Source organism: Pseudomonas farris (assembly GCF_019145235.1).
Classification (GTDB): Bacteria; Pseudomonadota; Gammaproteobacteria; order Pseudomonadales; family Pseudomonadaceae; genus Aquipseudomonas; species Aquipseudomonas farris.
In genome coordinates this window covers 266756-282811 of sequence record NZ_JAHSTV010000002.1, presented here as the reverse complement: position 1 = coordinate 282811, position 16056 = coordinate 266756, and the positions used below count along the sequence as shown (strand labels likewise).

Below are 16056 nucleotides of genomic sequence, written 5' to 3'. Positions count from 1 at the left end.
CATCAAGTCGCCGAATGCCGACCAGCAACTATAGTTGTCCAACGCAGTGTTTTTTACCTTCCAGGGAGATTCCGATCATGCAAGCCATTCGCAGCATTCTGGTGGTCATCGAACCCGAGCACTCGGAGAGCCTGGCGCTCAAACGGGCCAAACTGATCGCTGGCGTGACCCAGGCCCATTTGCACCTGTTGGTCTGCGATAAAAAGCATGACCACGCTGGCATGCTGGGTGTGCTCAAGGCGGCCCTTCTGGAGGACGGTTATAGCGTCACCACTGAACAGGCGTGGAACGACAGCCTGCACGAAACCATTGTCGATGTGCAGCAAGCCGAAGGCTGCGGGCTGGTGATCAAGCAGCATTTCGCTGACAGCCCGCTGAAAAAAGCCCTGCTGACCCCCGCGGACTGGAAACTGCTGCGCTACTGCCCTACTCCGGTGCTGCTGGTGAAAACCGCCAAACCCTGGACCGGCGGCGTGATCCTGGCGGCCATCGATGTCGGCAACATCGACGGCGAACACCGCACCTTGCACGCCAGCATCATTGATCATGGCTACGACATCTCCAGCCTGGCCAAAGCTCATTTACACGTGATCAGCGCTCACCCATCGCCGATGCTGTCGGCGGCCGACCCTACATTTCAGCTAAAAGAAACCATCGAGGCCAGTTACCGCGAGCAGTGCAAGGCGTTCCAGGCCGAGTTCGACATTGATGATGACCATCTGCACATCGAGGAAGGTCCGGCGGATGTGTTGATTCCGTATATGGCTCATAAATTGGGAGCATCGGTGACGGTGATCGGCACCGTGGCGCGGACCGGGTTGTCCGGGGCATTGATCGGTAATACGGCGGAAGCGGTGCTGGATACGCTGGAAAGCGATGTGCTGGTGCTCAAGCCGGATACGGTCATGGATCATCTGGAGGAGATCGTGACCCAGCATTGAGATTTTCGGCGTCAGATAAATAGCCTTCGCGAGCAAGCCCGCTCCCACATGGGATCTCCATTGGTCATGAAATTTGTGAACGACACAGATCCAATGTGGGAGCGGGCTTGCTCGCGAAGTTTTTAAGATTTAACCGCCAAAGGCATCCTTGAGAAACCCCGGCGCAATGTAGCGCTGGTAATGCGCCTCAGACAGCAGGAAAAATTCCCGATCAATGGCATCGCGCAGTTCCGGCAGGTTCCAGTCGCGGAATTCCGGCAGCAGCACCATCCCGTAGGCTTCCAGATTGTTGATGACCCGCGCCCCCCGGGCGATCAACTGGTATGCCCAGCAATACTCCGACTGATGCGGCACAAAGCGGATCTTGCGCTGTTCCAGCTGCAGTCGCAGCAACGCAGGATCGAAAATCTCTATCTTGCTGGCCATCACCTGCGACAGCAGTTGCTCAAGACGCAGCCATACCGCGCGCTTTTCTTCCTCGTTGTAACCGTTCCAGTGAATCACTTCATGGTGGAAACGCTTGCAGCCACGGCACACCAGATCACCGTAAACAGTGGAGCAGAGGCCGATGCAGGGGGTCTTGATGGTCTGATTGGGCATAGGTAGGCAAAACACGGGAAAGCAGAACAGGTCGGCATGTTAGCCCTTTGTCTAACATTCATCACCCCTCAAAGTTCAGGGCCTAACTTACCTAAATTTTTTTTTTGCCGTAGAATCAGCCAGCCTTTTAAGGCGCCAATGTCCGTTAGAAGCTGTTTTCAAAGCGTCACGAGCACAGTCGTTCCTTCAGAGCGGTGTTGGCGAAGGGTTTTTCAGCGGTGAAAAACCTGACGCCAACCCTCATCAGCTCCCCGTTCTGCAGGCGTAAAACTTTGAAAGCAGCTTCTGTAAGGAATTGCCGGTAATTCTGGCTAAGCGGCCCACAACGCCACGCAGCGCATGAGTACGGCAATTTCGGGATGAGCGTCCCGGACACCCATTTGGGACCACTGATGAGGGTAATAACTGTGCTTGAAGCCTACCGCAAACATATCGAAGAGCGTGCAGCACTGGGTATCGTTCCCCAGCCGCTTAACGCCGAACAAACTGCAGGCCTGGTCGAGCTGCTGAAGAATCCCCCGGCTGGCGAAGAAGCCTTCCTCGTTGACCTGATCACCAATCGCGTTCCACCTGGAGTGGACGAAGCGGCCTATGTAAAGGCCGGTTTCCTCTCTGCCCTCGCCAAAGGCGAAGCCAAATCCCCTCTGATCGACAAGAAACGCGCTGTTGAACTGCTCGGCACCATGCAGGGCGGCTACAACATCGTGACGCTGGTCAATCTGCTGGACGACGCCGAACTGGCACCAGTGGCCGCCGAAGAACTCAAGCACACCCTGCTGATGTTCGACGCCTTCCACGACGTCGCTGAACGCGCCAAGAACGGCAACGTTCACGCCAAAGGCGTTCTGCAATCCTGGGCCGACGGCGAGTGGTTCAAGAACCGCCCTGTACTGGCCGACAAGATCAGCCTGCGCGTGTTCAAGGTGACTGGCGAAACCAACACCGACGACCTGTCCCCTGCTCCTGATGCCTGGTCCCGCCCGGACATCCCGCTGCACGCCCTGGCCATGCTGAAAATGGCTCGCGACGGCATCGTGCCGGACGTGCAAGGCTCCATCGGTCCGATGAAGCAGATCGAAGAAATGCGCAACAGCGGCTTCCCGATCGCCTACGTCGGTGACGTGGTCGGTACCGGTTCGTCGCGTAAATCGGCCACCAACTCGGTGCTGTGGTTCTTCGGTGACGACGTTCCTTTCGTCCCGAACAAGCGTGCTGGCGGCTTCTGCTTCGGCAGCAAGATCGCTCCGATCTTCTACAACACCATGGAAGATGCCGGCGCACTGCCAATCGAATTTGATGTGACCAACATCAACATGGGCGACGTGATCGACCTGTACCCGCACGCTGGCAAAGTCTGCAAGCACGGTACCGACGAAGTCATCACCACCTTCGAAATGAAGACCCCTGTGCTGTTGGACGAAGTCCGTGCCGGCGGTCGTATTCCGCTGATCATCGGCCGTGGCCTGACCGATAAGGCTCGCGCCGAACTGGGTCTGCCAGCGTTCGACCTGTTCAAGAAACCGGATGCCCCGATCGAAAGCACCAAGGGTTTCACCCTGGCGCAGAAAATGGTCGGCAAGGCGTGCGGCGTAGCCGGTGTGCGTCCAGGCACCTACTGCGAACCGAAGATGACCACCGTCGGTTCCCAGGACACCACCGGTCCAATGACCCGTGACGAACTGAAAGACCTGGCGTGCCTGGGCTTCTCCGCTGATCTGGTGATGCAGTCGTTCTGCCACACCGCGGCTTATCCAAAGCCGATCGACGTGACTACCCACCACACCCTGCCTGACTTCATCATGACCCGCGGCGGCGTTTCCCTGCGTCCGGGCGACGGCATCATCCACAGCTGGCTGAACCGCATGCTGCTGCCGGACACCGTCGGCACCGGTGGTGACTCCCACACCCGTTTCCCGATGGGCATTTCGTTCCCGGCCGGTTCCGGTCTGGTCGCATTCGCCGCTGCCACTGGCGTGATGCCGCTGGACATGCCGGAATCGATCCTGGTGCGTTTCAAAGGCGAGATGCAACCGGGCGTCACCCTGCGTGACCTGGTTCACGCCATTCCTTACTTCGCGATTCAGGCTGGCTTGCTGACCGTCGAGAAGAAAGGCAAGAAGAACGCCTTCTCCGGCCGCATCCTGGAAATCGAAGGCCTGGACAACCTGAGCATCGAACAGGCTTTCGAGCTGTCCGACGCCTCGGCCGAACGTTCGGCTGCCGGTTGCACCATCAAGCTGTCGAAAGAGTCGATCACCGAATACCTGCAATCGAACATCACCCTGCTGCGCTGGATGATCGGTGAAGGCTACGGTGATGTGCGGACCCTGGAACGTCGTGCTCAAGCGATGGAAGCCTGGATCGCCAACCCTGAGTTGATGGTTGCCGATGCTGACGCCGAATACGCTGAAGTCATCGAAATCGACCTGGCCGACATCAAAGAGCCTGTGCTCTGCGCGCCAAACGATCCGGACGACGCCCGTCTGCTGTCCAGCGTTGCTGGCGAGAAGATCGACGAAGTGTTCATCGGTTCGTGCATGACCAACATCGGTCACTTCCGCGCTGCCGGCAAGTTGCTGGAACAGGTCAAAGGTCAGCTGCCAACCCGTCTGTGGCTGTCGCCGCCGACCAAAATGGACGCTCACCAGCTGACCGAAGAAGGCTACTACGGCATCTACGGCAAGGCTGGCGCACGCATGGAAATGCCAGGCTGCTCGCTGTGCATGGGTAACCAGGCACGTGTAGAGCCGAACTCGACTGTGGTGTCGACGTCGACCCGTAACTTCCCGAACCGTCTGGGTGACGGCGCGAACGTCTACCTGGCTTCGGCCGAGCTGGCGTCCGTTGCGTCCATCCTGGGTCGCCTGCCGACCGTCGAGGAGTACATGGAATACGCTGGCAAGATCGACAGCATGGCGGCCGACGTTTACCGCTACCTGTCCTTCGACCAGATCGCCGAGTTCCGTGAAGCTGCTGCGAACGCCAACATCCCGGTCGTTCAAGCCTAACGTTACAACGCCATAAAAAACGCCGCCCATCGTGAGATGAGCGGCGTTTTTTTATGCCTGCCCCCAAACACCGGTCCTACAGGGATTTGCATGAATCACACAAAACAAATGTGGGAGCGGGCTTGCTCGCGAAGAGGCCATCCCATTCAACATCTTCGTTGACTGTAAGGCCGCATTCGCGAGCAAGCCCGCTCCCACAGGGTATTCAGCGTGTCTGGAAGATCTATCCTCAGGCAGTCAGGGAGTAGATCAACGCCGAAATCGCCACCAGGCCCACCGCCGTCACGAAGACGTTAGAGGCTTGACCACGAAAGCGCGCCATGGCCGGAACCTTGCGGATCGCGTACATCGGCATCAGGAACAGGATCGCGGCGATGATCGGGCCACCGAGGGTTTCGATCATGCCGAGAATGCTCGGGTTCAGCGTGGCAACGATCCAGCAGACCACCAGCATGAACGCCGCGGTCATGCGGTCCAGCGTCTTCGGTGCCGGGCGTTTGCCGCTCTTGACGATCAGGCCCTTCAAGCCTTCGCTGGCGCCGATGTAGTGGCCCAGGAACGACTTGGAAATGGCCACGAAAGCAATCAACGGCGCCGCGAAGGCGATGGTCGGGTTGCTGAAATGGTTGGCCAGGTACGACAGGATCGACAGGTTCTGCGCCTTGGCTTGGGCCAGTTGCGCCGGCGATAGGGTCAGCACGCAGCTGAAGACGAAGAACAGCACCATCACCACCATCAGGATGTGGGCGCGGGACAGGATCTGCGAGCTGCGCTCTTCGGCATGCGCGCCGTAGCGACGCTTCTGGTCCACGGCGAACGCCGAGATGATCGGCGAGTGGTTGAACGAGAACACCATCACCGGAATCGCCAGCCACAGGGTGTGCAGCAGCGCCGACGGCTCAGGCAGCGTAGTCGCGGTGCTGAGAATGCCGCCATTCCAGTGCGGCACCAGGAACACCGCCAGGAACAGCAGCGCGACGATGAACGGATACACCATCAGGCTCATGGCCTTGACGATCACCTGCTCACCGCAACGCACTACCGCCAGCAGGCCGAGGATCAATACGAACGACAGCACAGCGCGCGGTGGCGGCATGATGTGCAGTTGATGTTCGAGGAAACTGCCCACAGTGTTGGTCAGGGCCACGCTGTAGATCAGCAGGATCGGGAAGATCGCAAAAAAATACAGCAACGTGATCAACGCGCCGGCCTTGATGCCGAAATGCTCTTCCACCACTTCGGTGATGTCGGCGCCTTCACGGCCGGACAACACAAAGCGGGTCAGGCCACGGTGTGCGTAAAACGTCATGGGGAACGCCAGCACCGCCAGGATCAGCAGCGGCCAGAAGCCGCCCAGCCCCGCGTTGATCGGCAAAAACAGGGTGCCGGCCCCGATTGCCGTGCCAAACAGGCCCAGCATCCAGGTGGTGTCATGGCGATTCCAGCTTTCTAGGCTCGCTGGTGTTGCCGCTACATAGCGTTCGTCGACGCTATTGGCCTGATCATTCATCCGGTCGGATCTCCGCTTTCCGGTCACTTGCCACCCGGTCAGGACGAGTCGGAAAACCCGACAGGCAGCGCCCTGGCCGAAACAGGGGCGCGATTGTCCGGGATTAATCAGCAGAAGCAAAGACTTAGCTGAGGAATGGTTATGCGGATCAGATGCAGCGGGCGCCTGCATTCTCCTGTAAGAGCGAGGCTTGCCCGCGAACCAGTCGCCTCGGTCCATCAGGAATACCGCGTTATCGTTCTTCGCGAGCAAGTCGGATCGCCGCACCGCTCGCTCCTACGGATCGTGGACAAACTCCCACCATCTGCCCCGCTCTGATCTAGTGTTGTCATTAGAAGGATCGCAGGCTTCGCCAGCTCCGACACCGGGAGTCAAAACCCCTGGCCATTGCCAAACCGCTCTGGAGTCAGCAATCTGAAGTGACGTTCGAGCCCCCAACATTCCGCTGCCCGCAGGAGCCCAGCATGACCGCAACTGTTCTGGTACTGGTTGAAACCATCAATGAATACCTGCCGATTCTCGAACATCAGGGGTTTCATCTGATCCTGGCCCCGACCCCGGCCGAGCGCGCCGCTGCCATTGCCCGACAGGGCGGTCAGATCGATGCGGTGCTGACGCGCGGCCCATTGGGCCTGCACGCCAATGAAATTGCCGCCCTGCCCAATCTCAAAATCATCTGCGTGATCGGCGCCGGCTACGAGCACGTCGACCTGCAAGCCGCCGCCGACCGCGGCATCACCGTCACCAACGGGGCCGGCGTCAATGCCTCTTCCGTCGCCGACCACGCCATGGCGCTGCTGCTGGCACTGGTGCGGGATATTCCTCGGGCCGATGCTGCCGTGCGTCGGGGCGAGTGGCCGAAAATCATGCGCCCTTCCCTGGCCGGCAAACGCCTGGGCATCCTCGGCCTTGGGGCCGTCGGCATCGCTATCGCCAAACGTGCCGCCAACGGCTTCGACATGAGCGTGAGTTACCACAACCGCCAGCATCGCAGCGACGTTCCCTATAGCTTCTGCTCAACCCCATCCGAACTGGCACGCCATTCGGACTTTCTGATCATTGCCGCACCCGGCGGGCTTGGTACCCAACACTTGATCAACAGGCAGGTACTCGACGCTTTGGGGCCCAACGGATTTATCGTCAACATCGCGCGAGCCAGTGTGATCGTCACGGCAGATCTGATCAGCGCGCTGGAACAGCGACGGATCGCCGGTGCCGCGCTGGATGTCTTCGATAACGAACCCCAGGTGCCGGACGCTCTCAAGCGGTTGGCCAACGTGATTCTGACCCCGCATGTCGCCGGATTGTCCCCGGAGGCCACCCAAGGCACTGTAGAACTGGTCGGCAAAAACCTGACGGCGTTTTTTTCCGGTCAACCGGTCCTGACCCCGATTGCTTTACCGCCGCCGACGGCAGCCACCCGACTCAATCACTGAAGGACGCCCAATAGCAGTATTGAATGAGATCGCCTCATCGCGAGCAGACTTGCCCCCACATTTGGATCTCCGCGCTCAAGCGAGCCTGCTCGCGATGACGTCGGCACATTCAATATCGATGCTGGCCGACATTCGTCCGCCGAGCCCGCGCTCGCGCATCAGGAACGCTGATTATCCGGCAACACGCTAACCTATAAGACCGTGCCGCGCTTGTGGCGACCCCGGCGCACCATTAGATTAGCCAATGATGTCTGGCCTCCAAAATAAGCAGAAGGGATAAGCATGGCGCTTACTGACCAGTCCACCCGTATCCGCTCCGGCGAAGAACTCGATGCCAGCCTGATCGATCCGTACCTCAAGGCGCACATTCCAGGCCTGAGCGGCTTGCCGAAAATCAGCCAGTTTCCGGGCGGTGCGTCGAACCTGACTTACCTGCTGGAATACCCCGAACAGGAATTCGTCCTGCGTCGGCCTCCATTCGGTCACAAGGCCAAGTCTGCCCACGACATGGGCCGCGAATTCCGCATTCTCAATCAACTGCGGGATGGCTTTCCCTATTGCCCCAAAGCCTACGTGCACTGCACCGACGAGTCAGTAATCGGCGCCGAGTTTTATGTGATGGAACGGGTCAAGGGCATCATCCTGCGCTCCGAACTGCCACCAGAGCTAGGCCTTGATTCAGCGAAGACCGAAACCCTGTGCAAAAGCTTCATCGACAAGTTCGTGGAACTGCACCGGGTCGACTACAAGGCCTATGGCCTGGGCGACCTCGGCAAACCCGAAGGTTATGTAGCACGGCAAATCAAAGGCTGGAGCGAGCGCTACGAAAAAGCCCTGACCCCGGATGCGCCGAAGTGGGAAGCGGTCAAGGCCTGGCTCAACGACAAGATGCCGGCCGATCACCCGACGTCGAGCATCGTCCATAACGATTACCGCTTCGACAACGTGATCCTCGACCCCGAGAACCCGATGCAGATCATCGGCGTGCTGGATTGGGAGCTGACCACCCTCGGAGACCCGCTGATGGACCTGGGCAACACCCTCGCCTACTGGATCGAAGCCGACGACCCGGCGCCGGTGCAATTGATGCGCCGCCAGCCAAGCCACGCTCCCGGCATGCTGACCCGCCGTGAGTTCGTTGATTACTACGCCGAGCGTGCCGGCATCCAGATCGACAACTTCGACTTCTACTACACCTACGGCCTGTTTCGTCTGGCCGGCATCGTGCAGCAGATCTACTACCGCTTCTTCCATGGTCAGACCCAGGACAAACGCTTCGCGCAGTTCATTCACATGAACAAACTGCTGGAGCAGATGAGCCTGCAAGTCATCTCGAAATCCAGCCTCTGATCACGGCCGCTGATCGGGCCCAAAAACAAGGAAAAATCATGTCCAAGACTCAGTTGTTCGACCTCGACGGCAAGATCGCTTTCGTCTCCGGCGCCAGCCGTGGCATCGGTGAAGCCATCGCCAAACTGCTGGCGCAGCAAGGCGCCCACGTGATCGTTTCGAGCCGCAAACTCGATGGCTGCCAGCACGTCGCCGACGCAATCATCGCCGCCGGCGGCAAGGCTACCGCCATCGCCTGCCACATTGGTGAGATGGAGCAGATCACCCAAGTCTTCGCCGCCATTCGCGAACAGTTCGGGCGCCTGGATATTCTGGTCAACAACGCCGCGACCAACCCGCAGTTCTGCAACGTACTGGACACCGACCTCAGTGCCTTCCAGAAAACCGTCGACGTGAACATTCGTGGCTACTTCTTCATGTCAGTGGAAGCCGGCAAGCTGATGCGCGAACACGGTGGTGGCAGCATCATCAACGTCGCCTCGATCAACGGCATCTCGCCGGGGATCTTCCAGGGCATCTACTCGGTGACCAAGGCAGCGGTGATCAACATGACCAAAGTCTTTGCCAAGGAATGCGCGCAATTCGGCATTCGTTGCAACGCCCTGCTGCCGGGTCTGACCGACACCAAGTTTGCTTCGGCGCTGGTCAAGAACGACGCCATATTGCAAACCGCGCTGCAGCAGATTCCGCTCAAGCGTGTGGCGGACCCGAGTGAAATGGCCGGTGCGGTGTTGTACTTGGCGAGTGATGCGTCGAGCTACACGACTGGGGTTTCGTTGAATGTGGATGGTGGTTTTTTGTCCTGAGTTGGTACTGCGAATAAACCGAAGGCAGCCTCATGGCTGCCTTTTTAGTTTTCAGTACTCACCACTGATCGTTCCCTCGCTCTGCGTGGGAACGATCAGATCGCAGCCGTATCGGATCTAGCATAAGAATATTTATTCCACTATTTGCATATTGAGAATATTTATTCCATAAATAGCCCTCCTGAAAATAACAATCCAAAGGACCTCGGCTATGCGCGAACTCGGTATCGGACTCATCGGCACAGGTTTCATGGGCCGCGCCCACGCCTTGGCCTTTCGCAACGTCAGCGCCGTTTTTGAATTGCCGCTGAAGCTCAAGCTCGCCGCCCTCGCCGACGCCGATCCGCAGCGTGCCCGACATTGCGCCGACGCCTGGGGCTTCGATGCGGCTCACAGCGACTGGCAACAGCTGATCAATGACCCCAAGGTCAACCTGATCGCCATCACCACCCCCAACCATCTGCACTACCCCATGGCCATGGCCGCCCTCACCGCCGGCAAACCGGTGTACTGCGAGAAGCCGCTGGCCGTTAACCTCGAACAGGCCAGTGCCATGCGCCTGGCTGCAAAAGCTGCGGGCGTGGTGACGCGGGTCGGTTACAACTATCAACACAACCCGATCATCGGCCTGGCTCGCGATCTGATTCAAAGCGGCGCACTGGGGCAGATCATCAGTTTCCAGGGCGAATTCAGCGAAGACTTCATGGCCAACCCCGTTTCACCTTGGTCCTGGCGCTGTGATGCCGATTACGCCGGCGGTGCCTTGGCGGATCTGGGCAGTCATTTGCTGGCCATGGCTCGTCATCTGCTGGGCGACGTCGAGGCGGTGTGCGCGGATACCCAGACCGTGCATGCGCAACGTCCCGTTACGTTGGGCGGTCAGGAACGGCGCGAGGTCGCGGTCGACGATCAGGTCCACGCGTTGCTGCGGTTCGCCAATGGCGCGCGCGGGACGTTCAGCAGCAGCTGGCTCAAACACGGTTACAAGAATCACCTGAGTTTTGAAATCAGCGGCACCCTAGGCACCTTGGCGTTCGATCAGGAACGCTTGAATGAACTGCGGATGTATCGCGCTGGGCAAGGCGGTTTCCAACGGCTGCTGGCCGGGCCGGATTTACCGGGTTATGCCGCCTTTAGCCCAGCGCCGGGGCATCAGCTGGGTTACAACGAGCTCAAGACCCTTGAAGTGCACGAGTTGGTGATGGCGCTGGCCGGCCTCGGTCAGGACGGGACAGATTTCGAGCAGGCATGGGAAGTCGAACGCCTGGCGACGGCAATTCGTTTGGCGGCACAAGAGTCGCGGTGGGTCAGGATCGAGGAAGTCTGACCCGCCACTCAGGCCACACCCGCCAGTCGCGCAGAAGGCAACTGGCGGTCCACACCATTGCTTACTGAGTGACGCAACGGGTCAGGGTCGTGGTCCGCGTCACCTGCCCTTCAGCCCTCATATCACCTTGCACATCAGTGTTTTCGGAGGTCTGACAGGTACGAACCGGTGGCGGTGGCGGCGCAGCGGGTGGTGGAGGCGGCGGACTGGCGCAACCACCCAGAATCGCCGCGCAGAGTACGAGCGACAGTGGCGAAAAAATACGTATCCCAAGACTGTTCATAGGCTGACCCGCGGTAAGTAATCGACATTTTCCGCGACAAAAAAACCACACCGCACACCCGCGGCCCCGTCACAGAAAAGAAATACCTCGCATTCCTTATAGCCCAGCCACCCGCCAATGCCAGAAAAACAGCGGGCGGAACCATAAGCAGCCATTACCGCAGAAATGGATATGTACACCACCGAAAATCCCGGTTGCCTGACAAATAGCCATCGCGAGCAGGCTCGCTCCCACAGTTTGAAGGGTGTACATCAGCGGGAAATTTATAGGCTATAAGGTCGTCTTCGTGAGCAAGCCCGCTCCCACAATGGATCGGGGTACATCTGCGGGAGAAAAGCCAGCACCTATAAAGCGCTGGACCGATGCAAGCCAATACTCTCAAGCTCATATCGCAACTCTTCAATCAACGCCGCCATTGCCTCTGGCGTCCTGAGCATCGCCATGCTCAACCCACTGACCACCAGATCCACCTGCCCCGTCACCGGGTGATAAAGCTTCACCGTCAACGAATTATCCCCCGTGAGCGCACACTCACAGGCCAACGGCGAAAAATTCCGCTCTAGTTGTGTACGCAATTGCGCCAGGTAAATCATCCCGATTCACCTTGGCGAGGGCAAAAAATCGACCGCATTCCTGATTTGTTCGCACTCATGTGGCTGTTCCTTTAGCTGCATCGAAGAGACCGCGATACCGGCTCAAAGCCACGTATCGCACCCTCACAGCCTAGAAAAACCAGTCCCTGAGCAAAACACGAAATTGCACTACCCTACCTAGTGCATTTGCATCTTAACGTTGCCCCTTGGGCCGCCTCTCGCTGGAGAACAGACCCCGTTCACGAGCCCATACAATCGCCTCACTGCGGCTGTGCACGTCGAGCTTGGAATACACCGTCGAAACATGATTGCGCACCGTATTGGGCGCCAGTTTCAGGCGCGCGGCGATTTCCTTGTCGGCCAGGCCTTCACAAATCAGGCCGAGCACATCGCGCTCCCGGGCGGTCAGTTCGGTAAATGACACACTGGGCAATTGCGGCGAATTGACGTTCTTCACGTTGGCGAGTTTTTCGATCAACGTGCGGCTGAACCAGGAGGCATCTTTCATCACCTCTTCAATCGCCGACACCAACTCCAGCTCGGTGCGTTTGCGCTCCGTGATGTCCATCAACACCAGCAGGTAACAAGTACCGTCCTGAATGTTCACGGTGTCCGCCGAGACGGCGCAATCGATCAGCCCGGCATCCTTGCGGCGCACCCTGACATCGACCCGATCCACACTCCCGGTTTTCTCCAAGGCCGCAAACAGTCGCGTGCGAGTGCCCGCCTCCTCGATGAAACCGAGTTGCGCCACAGTCTTGCCGAGCACCTCTTCACTGGGGCATGCGAGGGTATCGAGAAAGGCTTCGTTGAAGTCCATCACCACTTGATCCTCGGCGCTGCACACCAGGATCGGCACCGGGGTGAGGCGAAAGGCTTTGGCGAACCGTTCCTCACTCTGGCGCAGGGCAATTTCGGCCTTGTGCCGCAGCTCCATGTCGACGAAGGAAAACAGCATGCAAGCTTCGTCGTTGAGCTCAAGCGGTTGCCCGGCGACGATCACCTGTTTGCTGCCACCGTCGGGTAATTGCAGTTCGGCCTGCATCTGCGGAATGGTTGCCCCGTCACGCAAACGCTGCTTGGCCAGGTCCTTGTTTTCAGCGCGCTCCAGCACATCCAGCTCATAGGTCGAAGCGCCGATCACCTGATCACGGGCATAGCCGGTCATTTCCAGGAAGCCCTGATTGACTTTGATGAAACGCAAATCGCTGAGGCGACAGATCACCGCCGGGGCCGGGTTGGCGTTGAAGGTCTTTTCGAAACGCTGCTCGGCGCTGGCCCATTCGGTGACGTCGTTCATGATCAGCACCAACGACTCCGGCTCGCCCGCGCCGTCGGCCAGCACCATGCTGCGCACGCTGTGAACCCAGGTGCGCTCGTTGTTTTCGACTGGTGTCAGTTCAACCAGCACATCACTGAACATCTCACCGCGGGCCACGCGGCTGATTGGATAATGCTCCGGCGCTACCGGGTGATTGTTGCGATAGCGCAAGGCAAACCGCTTCGCGTACTCCTTGGCGTTGGCGCCCAGCTCACCGATCCGACTGACGCCGTGCATCGTCAGCGCGGCGTCATTGGCCCAGAGGATCGTCTGGTCGAGTTCCAGCAGAATCACCCCATCGGACAGGCCGGCGATGATCTGCTGCAACTGGCGGCGATTGGTTTCGGTGGTCAGGACGTCCTGGCGCATTGGATCTCCACGATTGCGGCGGCGCCGTTACGCGCTGCCCTGTGAAGATTACGACCGTTGGTGGCTCTGATAGTGCGAATGAAGCGGTTGTCTGGACCAAAAGATCAAAAGATCAAAAGATCAAAAGATCAAAAGATCAAAAGATCAAAAAATCGCAGGCTTCGACAGCTCCTACAGGGGTTGCGTGTATCCGCGTGATTGCGGCTGTACTCGATCATGTAGGAGCTGGCGAAGGCTGCAATCTTTTCGGCAACCCCATGCAAAAGCAGCCCTATGCTCAAACAAAAAAGAGTGGTTTAGTGCCGTTCTTTGCCCGTCCGGGAGTTGCCATGATGCTTGATTCGCTTCACTTCACCCCATGGTCCGCCTTGGCCGGAGGTGTACTGATCGGTCTGGCCGCCAGCGTCATGGTGGTGGCCAACGGACGGGTTGCCGGGATCAGCGGGCTGTTAGGCAGTCTGCTTGAGGGTAATGATTCGGGGCGGGGCGAAAAAGTTCTGTTCCTGCTCGGACTATTGGCGGCGCCTTTGTTGTGGGCGTTGTTTCATGTGTGGCCGGCCATCGAATTCAAAACCGGTGCCGTGGGCCTGATCATCGCCGGATTGTGCGTCGGCGTCGGCACTCGTTATGGCTCCGGATGCACCAGTGGCCACGGCGTGTGCGGTATCTCGCGCCTGTCACCGCGCTCCATTGCCGCCACCTTGAGCTTCATGTTCGCCGGCTTCGTGACGGTGTTCGTCCTGCGCCATCTGCTGGGGTATTGAACATGCGCAAACTGACCGCCTTTCTCGCCGGCCTGCTGTTCGGCATCGGCCTGTTGCTGGCCGGCATGGCAAACCCGGCCAAAGTGCTGGGTTTTCTGGACATTACCGGCGTGTGGGATCCCTCCCTGGCGTTGGTCATGATCGGGGCCATTGCCGTGGCCTGGGGGCCGTTTCATTGGGCCATGAAACAACCGACGTCCTTGTTGGGGGCGCCTATGCAGTTGCCGATCAGCCGTGAACTGGATCGGCGCCTGATCGGTGGCAGCCTGCTGTTCGGAGTCGGTTGGGGCATTGCCGGCATCTGCCCCGGCCCGGCGCTGGTGTTGCTGCCGACGGGCCACTGGCAGGCTTGGGTTTTCGTCATCGCCATGCTGGCGGGGATGCTGATGTTCAAAGCGTTGCAAACCCGCCGTTGAGCATCCCGCCAACACAATGAGGCTATCGAACAACCGATACCTCAAGCCGCTTGCTTGCCACGGGCAATCGCATCCGAAGCCGCCAGCATCGCCCGCAACAACACCGCACACCCGGCGGCCAGGTCATCCGGCGCGGCGTTTTCGATTTCGTTGTGGCTGATGCCGCCTTCGCAAGGCACGAAGATCATCCCCGCCGGGCCGAGTTCGGCGAGGAAGATCGCGTCGTGCCCTGCCCCGCTGACGATGTCCATGTGCGACAAACCCAACCCTTGAGCGGCGCCACGTACCGCTTCGACACAGCCCTTGTCGAAGTACAGCGGCGGGAAGTCGGCGGTGGGCGTCAGTTCGAAGGTCAGGCCGTGTTCCTCGCAGGTGGTTTCGATGACTTCGCGAACTTCGGCGATCATTGAATCGAGTCGCGCCGGTTCCAGATGACGGAAATCCAGGGTCATGCGCACTTCGCCGGGAATCACATTGCGTGAGCCGGGGTAGGCTTGCAGGCAGCCGACGGTGCCGCAGGCGTGGGGTTGATGGCCGAGGGCGGCGCGATTGACCGCGCCGACGATCACCGAGGCGCCGACCAGAGCATCCTTGCGCAGGTGCATCGGTGTCGGGCCGGCGTGGGCTTCGACGCCGCGCAATTTCAGGTCGAACCATTTCTGTCCGAGAGCGCCCATCACCACGCCGATGGTTTTGCGCTCATCCTCAAGAATCGGGCCTTGCTCGATGTGGGCCTCGAAATACGCACCCACGGCGTGGCCACTGACTTTGCGCGGCCCGGCATAGCCAATGGCGTTCAGGGCTTCGCCGACGGTCACGCCCTCGGCATCGACTTTGGCCAGGGTTTCTTCGAGGGTGAATTTTTCCGCGAACACGCCAGAGCCCATCATGCACGGGGCGAAGCGCGAGCCTTCTTCGTTGGTCCAGACCACCACTTCCAGCGGCGCTTCGGTTTCCACGCCCAGGTCATTGAGGGTGCGCAAGACTTCGACCCCGGCCAGCACGCCGAAGCAGCCGTCGAACTTGCCGCCGGTGGGCTGGGTGTCGATGTGGCTGCCGGTCATCACCGGCGGCAGGTTCGGGTTGCGCCCCGGACGGCGGGCGAAGATGTTGCCGACGGCGTCGATGCTGACGGTACAGCCGGCTTCCTCGCACCAGTTCACGAAAATGTCCCGGGCCTGGCGATCGAGGTCGGTCAGGGCCAACCGGCAGACACCGCCCTTGACCGTGGCACCGAGTTTGGCCAAATCCATGAGCGACTGCCACAGACGGTCGCGGTTGATGTGCTGATGGGTGGACTGCAGAACGTCTATGGCAGCGTTCATGGTGATC

13 protein-coding genes are annotated in these 16056 nt (G+C 59.4%); 8 read left to right on the top strand and 5 right to left on the bottom strand.

Annotation, left to right across the window (positions count from 1 at the left end; genetic code table 11):
• Nucleotides 1–77 precede the first annotated feature (77 nt).
• Nucleotides 78–941 carry a universal stress protein gene (locus KVG95_RS04580; protein ID WP_038984136.1) on the top strand — a complete coding sequence of 288 codons (864 nt, stop codon included), beginning with the start codon at nucleotides 78–80 and terminating at the stop codon, nucleotides 939–941.
• 129 nt (nucleotides 942–1070) lie between these two features.
• On the opposite strand, the gene KVG95_RS04575 is transcribed toward KVG95_RS04580, so the two are convergent.
• Nucleotides 1071–1541, bottom strand: coding sequence for a DUF1289 domain-containing protein (locus tag KVG95_RS04575; RefSeq protein ID WP_038984137.1), 471 nt, complete (start codon nucleotides 1539–1541; stop codon nucleotides 1071–1073).
• Nucleotides 1542–1948: 407 nt separating this feature from the next.
• On the opposite strand from KVG95_RS04575, the gene acnB reads away from it, so the two are divergent.
• Nucleotides 1949–4549 (top strand): bifunctional aconitate hydratase 2/2-methylisocitrate dehydratase, encoded by a 2601-nt coding sequence (gene acnB / locus KVG95_RS04570; RefSeq protein ID WP_032835413.1) that lies wholly within the window; start codon nucleotides 1949–1951, stop codon nucleotides 4547–4549.
• Nucleotides 4550–4778: 229 nt separating this feature from the next.
• Here acnB and KVG95_RS04565 read toward each other — a convergent pair whose 3' ends face one another.
• A complete protein-coding gene (locus KVG95_RS04565; RefSeq protein WP_217854688.1) occupies nucleotides 4779–6059 on the bottom strand; it encodes a serine/threonine transporter in 1281 nt (426 codons plus the stop codon).
• A 464-nt stretch (nucleotides 6060–6523) separates the two neighbouring features.
• Between KVG95_RS04565 and KVG95_RS04560 the strand changes: the two genes are divergently transcribed.
• From KVG95_RS04560 to KVG95_RS04545, 4 genes are all read left to right on the top strand, one after another.
• Nucleotides 6524–7495 (top strand): 2-hydroxyacid dehydrogenase, encoded by a 972-nt coding sequence (locus tag KVG95_RS04560; RefSeq protein ID WP_217854687.1) that lies wholly within the window; start codon nucleotides 6524–6526, stop codon nucleotides 7493–7495.
• Nucleotides 7496–7777: 282 nt separating this feature from the next.
• Entirely contained in the window at nucleotides 7778–8845 is a 1068-nt protein-coding gene (locus tag KVG95_RS04555; RefSeq protein WP_192343638.1) for a phosphotransferase family protein, read from the top strand.
• Between the two features lie 38 nt (nucleotides 8846–8883).
• The gene (locus tag KVG95_RS04550; RefSeq protein ID WP_052964181.1) at nucleotides 8884–9651 is read left to right on the top strand and encodes an SDR family oxidoreductase; all 768 of its coding nucleotides are present in this window, start codon (nucleotides 8884–8886) and stop codon (nucleotides 9649–9651) included.
• Between the two features lie 211 nt (nucleotides 9652–9862).
• The gene (locus tag KVG95_RS04545) at nucleotides 9863–10978 is read left to right on the top strand and encodes a Gfo/Idh/MocA family protein (protein WP_217854686.1); all 1116 of its coding nucleotides are present in this window, start codon (nucleotides 9863–9865) and stop codon (nucleotides 10976–10978) included.
• Nucleotides 10979–11605: 627 nt separating this feature from the next.
• Here the strand turns inward: KVG95_RS04545 and KVG95_RS04540 are convergent.
• Complete coding sequence (locus tag KVG95_RS04540; RefSeq protein WP_217854685.1) at nucleotides 11606–11854, bottom strand: DUF1652 domain-containing protein; 249 nt, start codon at nucleotides 11852–11854, stop codon at nucleotides 11606–11608.
• Between the two features lie 193 nt (nucleotides 11855–12047).
• Entirely contained in the window at nucleotides 12048–13544 is a 1497-nt protein-coding gene (locus KVG95_RS04535; RefSeq protein ID WP_217854684.1) for a helix-turn-helix transcriptional regulator, read from the bottom strand.
• Between the two features lie 329 nt (nucleotides 13545–13873).
• Between KVG95_RS04535 and KVG95_RS04530 the strand changes: the two genes are divergently transcribed.
• Both KVG95_RS04530 and KVG95_RS04525 read left to right on the top strand, forming a co-directional pair.
• The gene (locus KVG95_RS04530; RefSeq protein ID WP_217854683.1) at nucleotides 13874–14308 is read left to right on the top strand and encodes a YeeE/YedE family protein; all 435 of its coding nucleotides are present in this window, start codon (nucleotides 13874–13876) and stop codon (nucleotides 14306–14308) included.
• A 2-nt stretch (nucleotides 14309–14310) separates the two neighbouring features.
• Nucleotides 14311–14724, top strand: coding sequence for a DUF6691 family protein (locus KVG95_RS04525; RefSeq protein ID WP_052964169.1), 414 nt, complete (start codon nucleotides 14311–14313; stop codon nucleotides 14722–14724).
• 41 nt (nucleotides 14725–14765) lie between these two features.
• Here the strand turns inward: KVG95_RS04525 and KVG95_RS04520 are convergent, their stop codons facing one another.
• On the bottom strand, nucleotides 14766–16049 hold the full coding sequence (locus KVG95_RS04520; protein ID WP_217854682.1) for a Zn-dependent hydrolase: 1284 nt from the start codon (nucleotides 16047–16049) through the stop codon (nucleotides 14766–14768).
• Nucleotides 16050–16056 lie beyond the last annotated feature (7 nt).

What these genes read in the sequence shown, in the direction of transcription:
- KVG95_RS04580 (WP_038984136.1), top strand. Translation starts at nt 78, where the DNA reads ATGCAAGCCATTCGCAGCATTCTGGTGGTCATCGAACCCGAGCACTCG.
- KVG95_RS04575 (WP_038984137.1), bottom strand. Translation starts at nt 1,541, where the DNA reads ATGCCCAATCAGACCATCAAGACCCCCTGCATCGGCCTCTGCTCCACT.
- KVG95_RS04565 (WP_217854688.1), bottom strand. Translation starts at nt 6,059, where the DNA reads ATGAATGATCAGGCCAATAGCGTCGACGAACGCTATGTAGCGGCAACA.
- KVG95_RS04560 (WP_217854687.1), top strand. Translation starts at nt 6,524, where the DNA reads ATGACCGCAACTGTTCTGGTACTGGTTGAAACCATCAATGAATACCTG.
- KVG95_RS04555 (WP_192343638.1), top strand. Translation starts at nt 7,778, where the DNA reads ATGGCGCTTACTGACCAGTCCACCCGTATCCGCTCCGGCGAAGAACTC.
- KVG95_RS04550 (WP_052964181.1), top strand. Translation starts at nt 8,884, where the DNA reads ATGTCCAAGACTCAGTTGTTCGACCTCGACGGCAAGATCGCTTTCGTC.
- KVG95_RS04545 (WP_217854686.1), top strand. Translation starts at nt 9,863, where the DNA reads ATGCGCGAACTCGGTATCGGACTCATCGGCACAGGTTTCATGGGCCGC.
- KVG95_RS04540 (WP_217854685.1), bottom strand. Translation starts at nt 11,854, where the DNA reads ATGATTTACCTGGCGCAATTGCGTACACAACTAGAGCGGAATTTTTCG.
- KVG95_RS04535 (WP_217854684.1), bottom strand. Translation starts at nt 13,544, where the DNA reads ATGCGCCAGGACGTCCTGACCACCGAAACCAATCGCCGCCAGTTGCAG.
- KVG95_RS04530 (WP_217854683.1), top strand. Translation starts at nt 13,874, where the DNA reads ATGATGCTTGATTCGCTTCACTTCACCCCATGGTCCGCCTTGGCCGGA.
- KVG95_RS04525 (WP_052964169.1), top strand. Translation starts at nt 14,311, where the DNA reads ATGCGCAAACTGACCGCCTTTCTCGCCGGCCTGCTGTTCGGCATCGGC.
- KVG95_RS04520 (WP_217854682.1), bottom strand. Translation starts at nt 16,049, where the DNA reads ATGAACGCTGCCATAGACGTTCTGCAGTCCACCCATCAGCACATCAAC.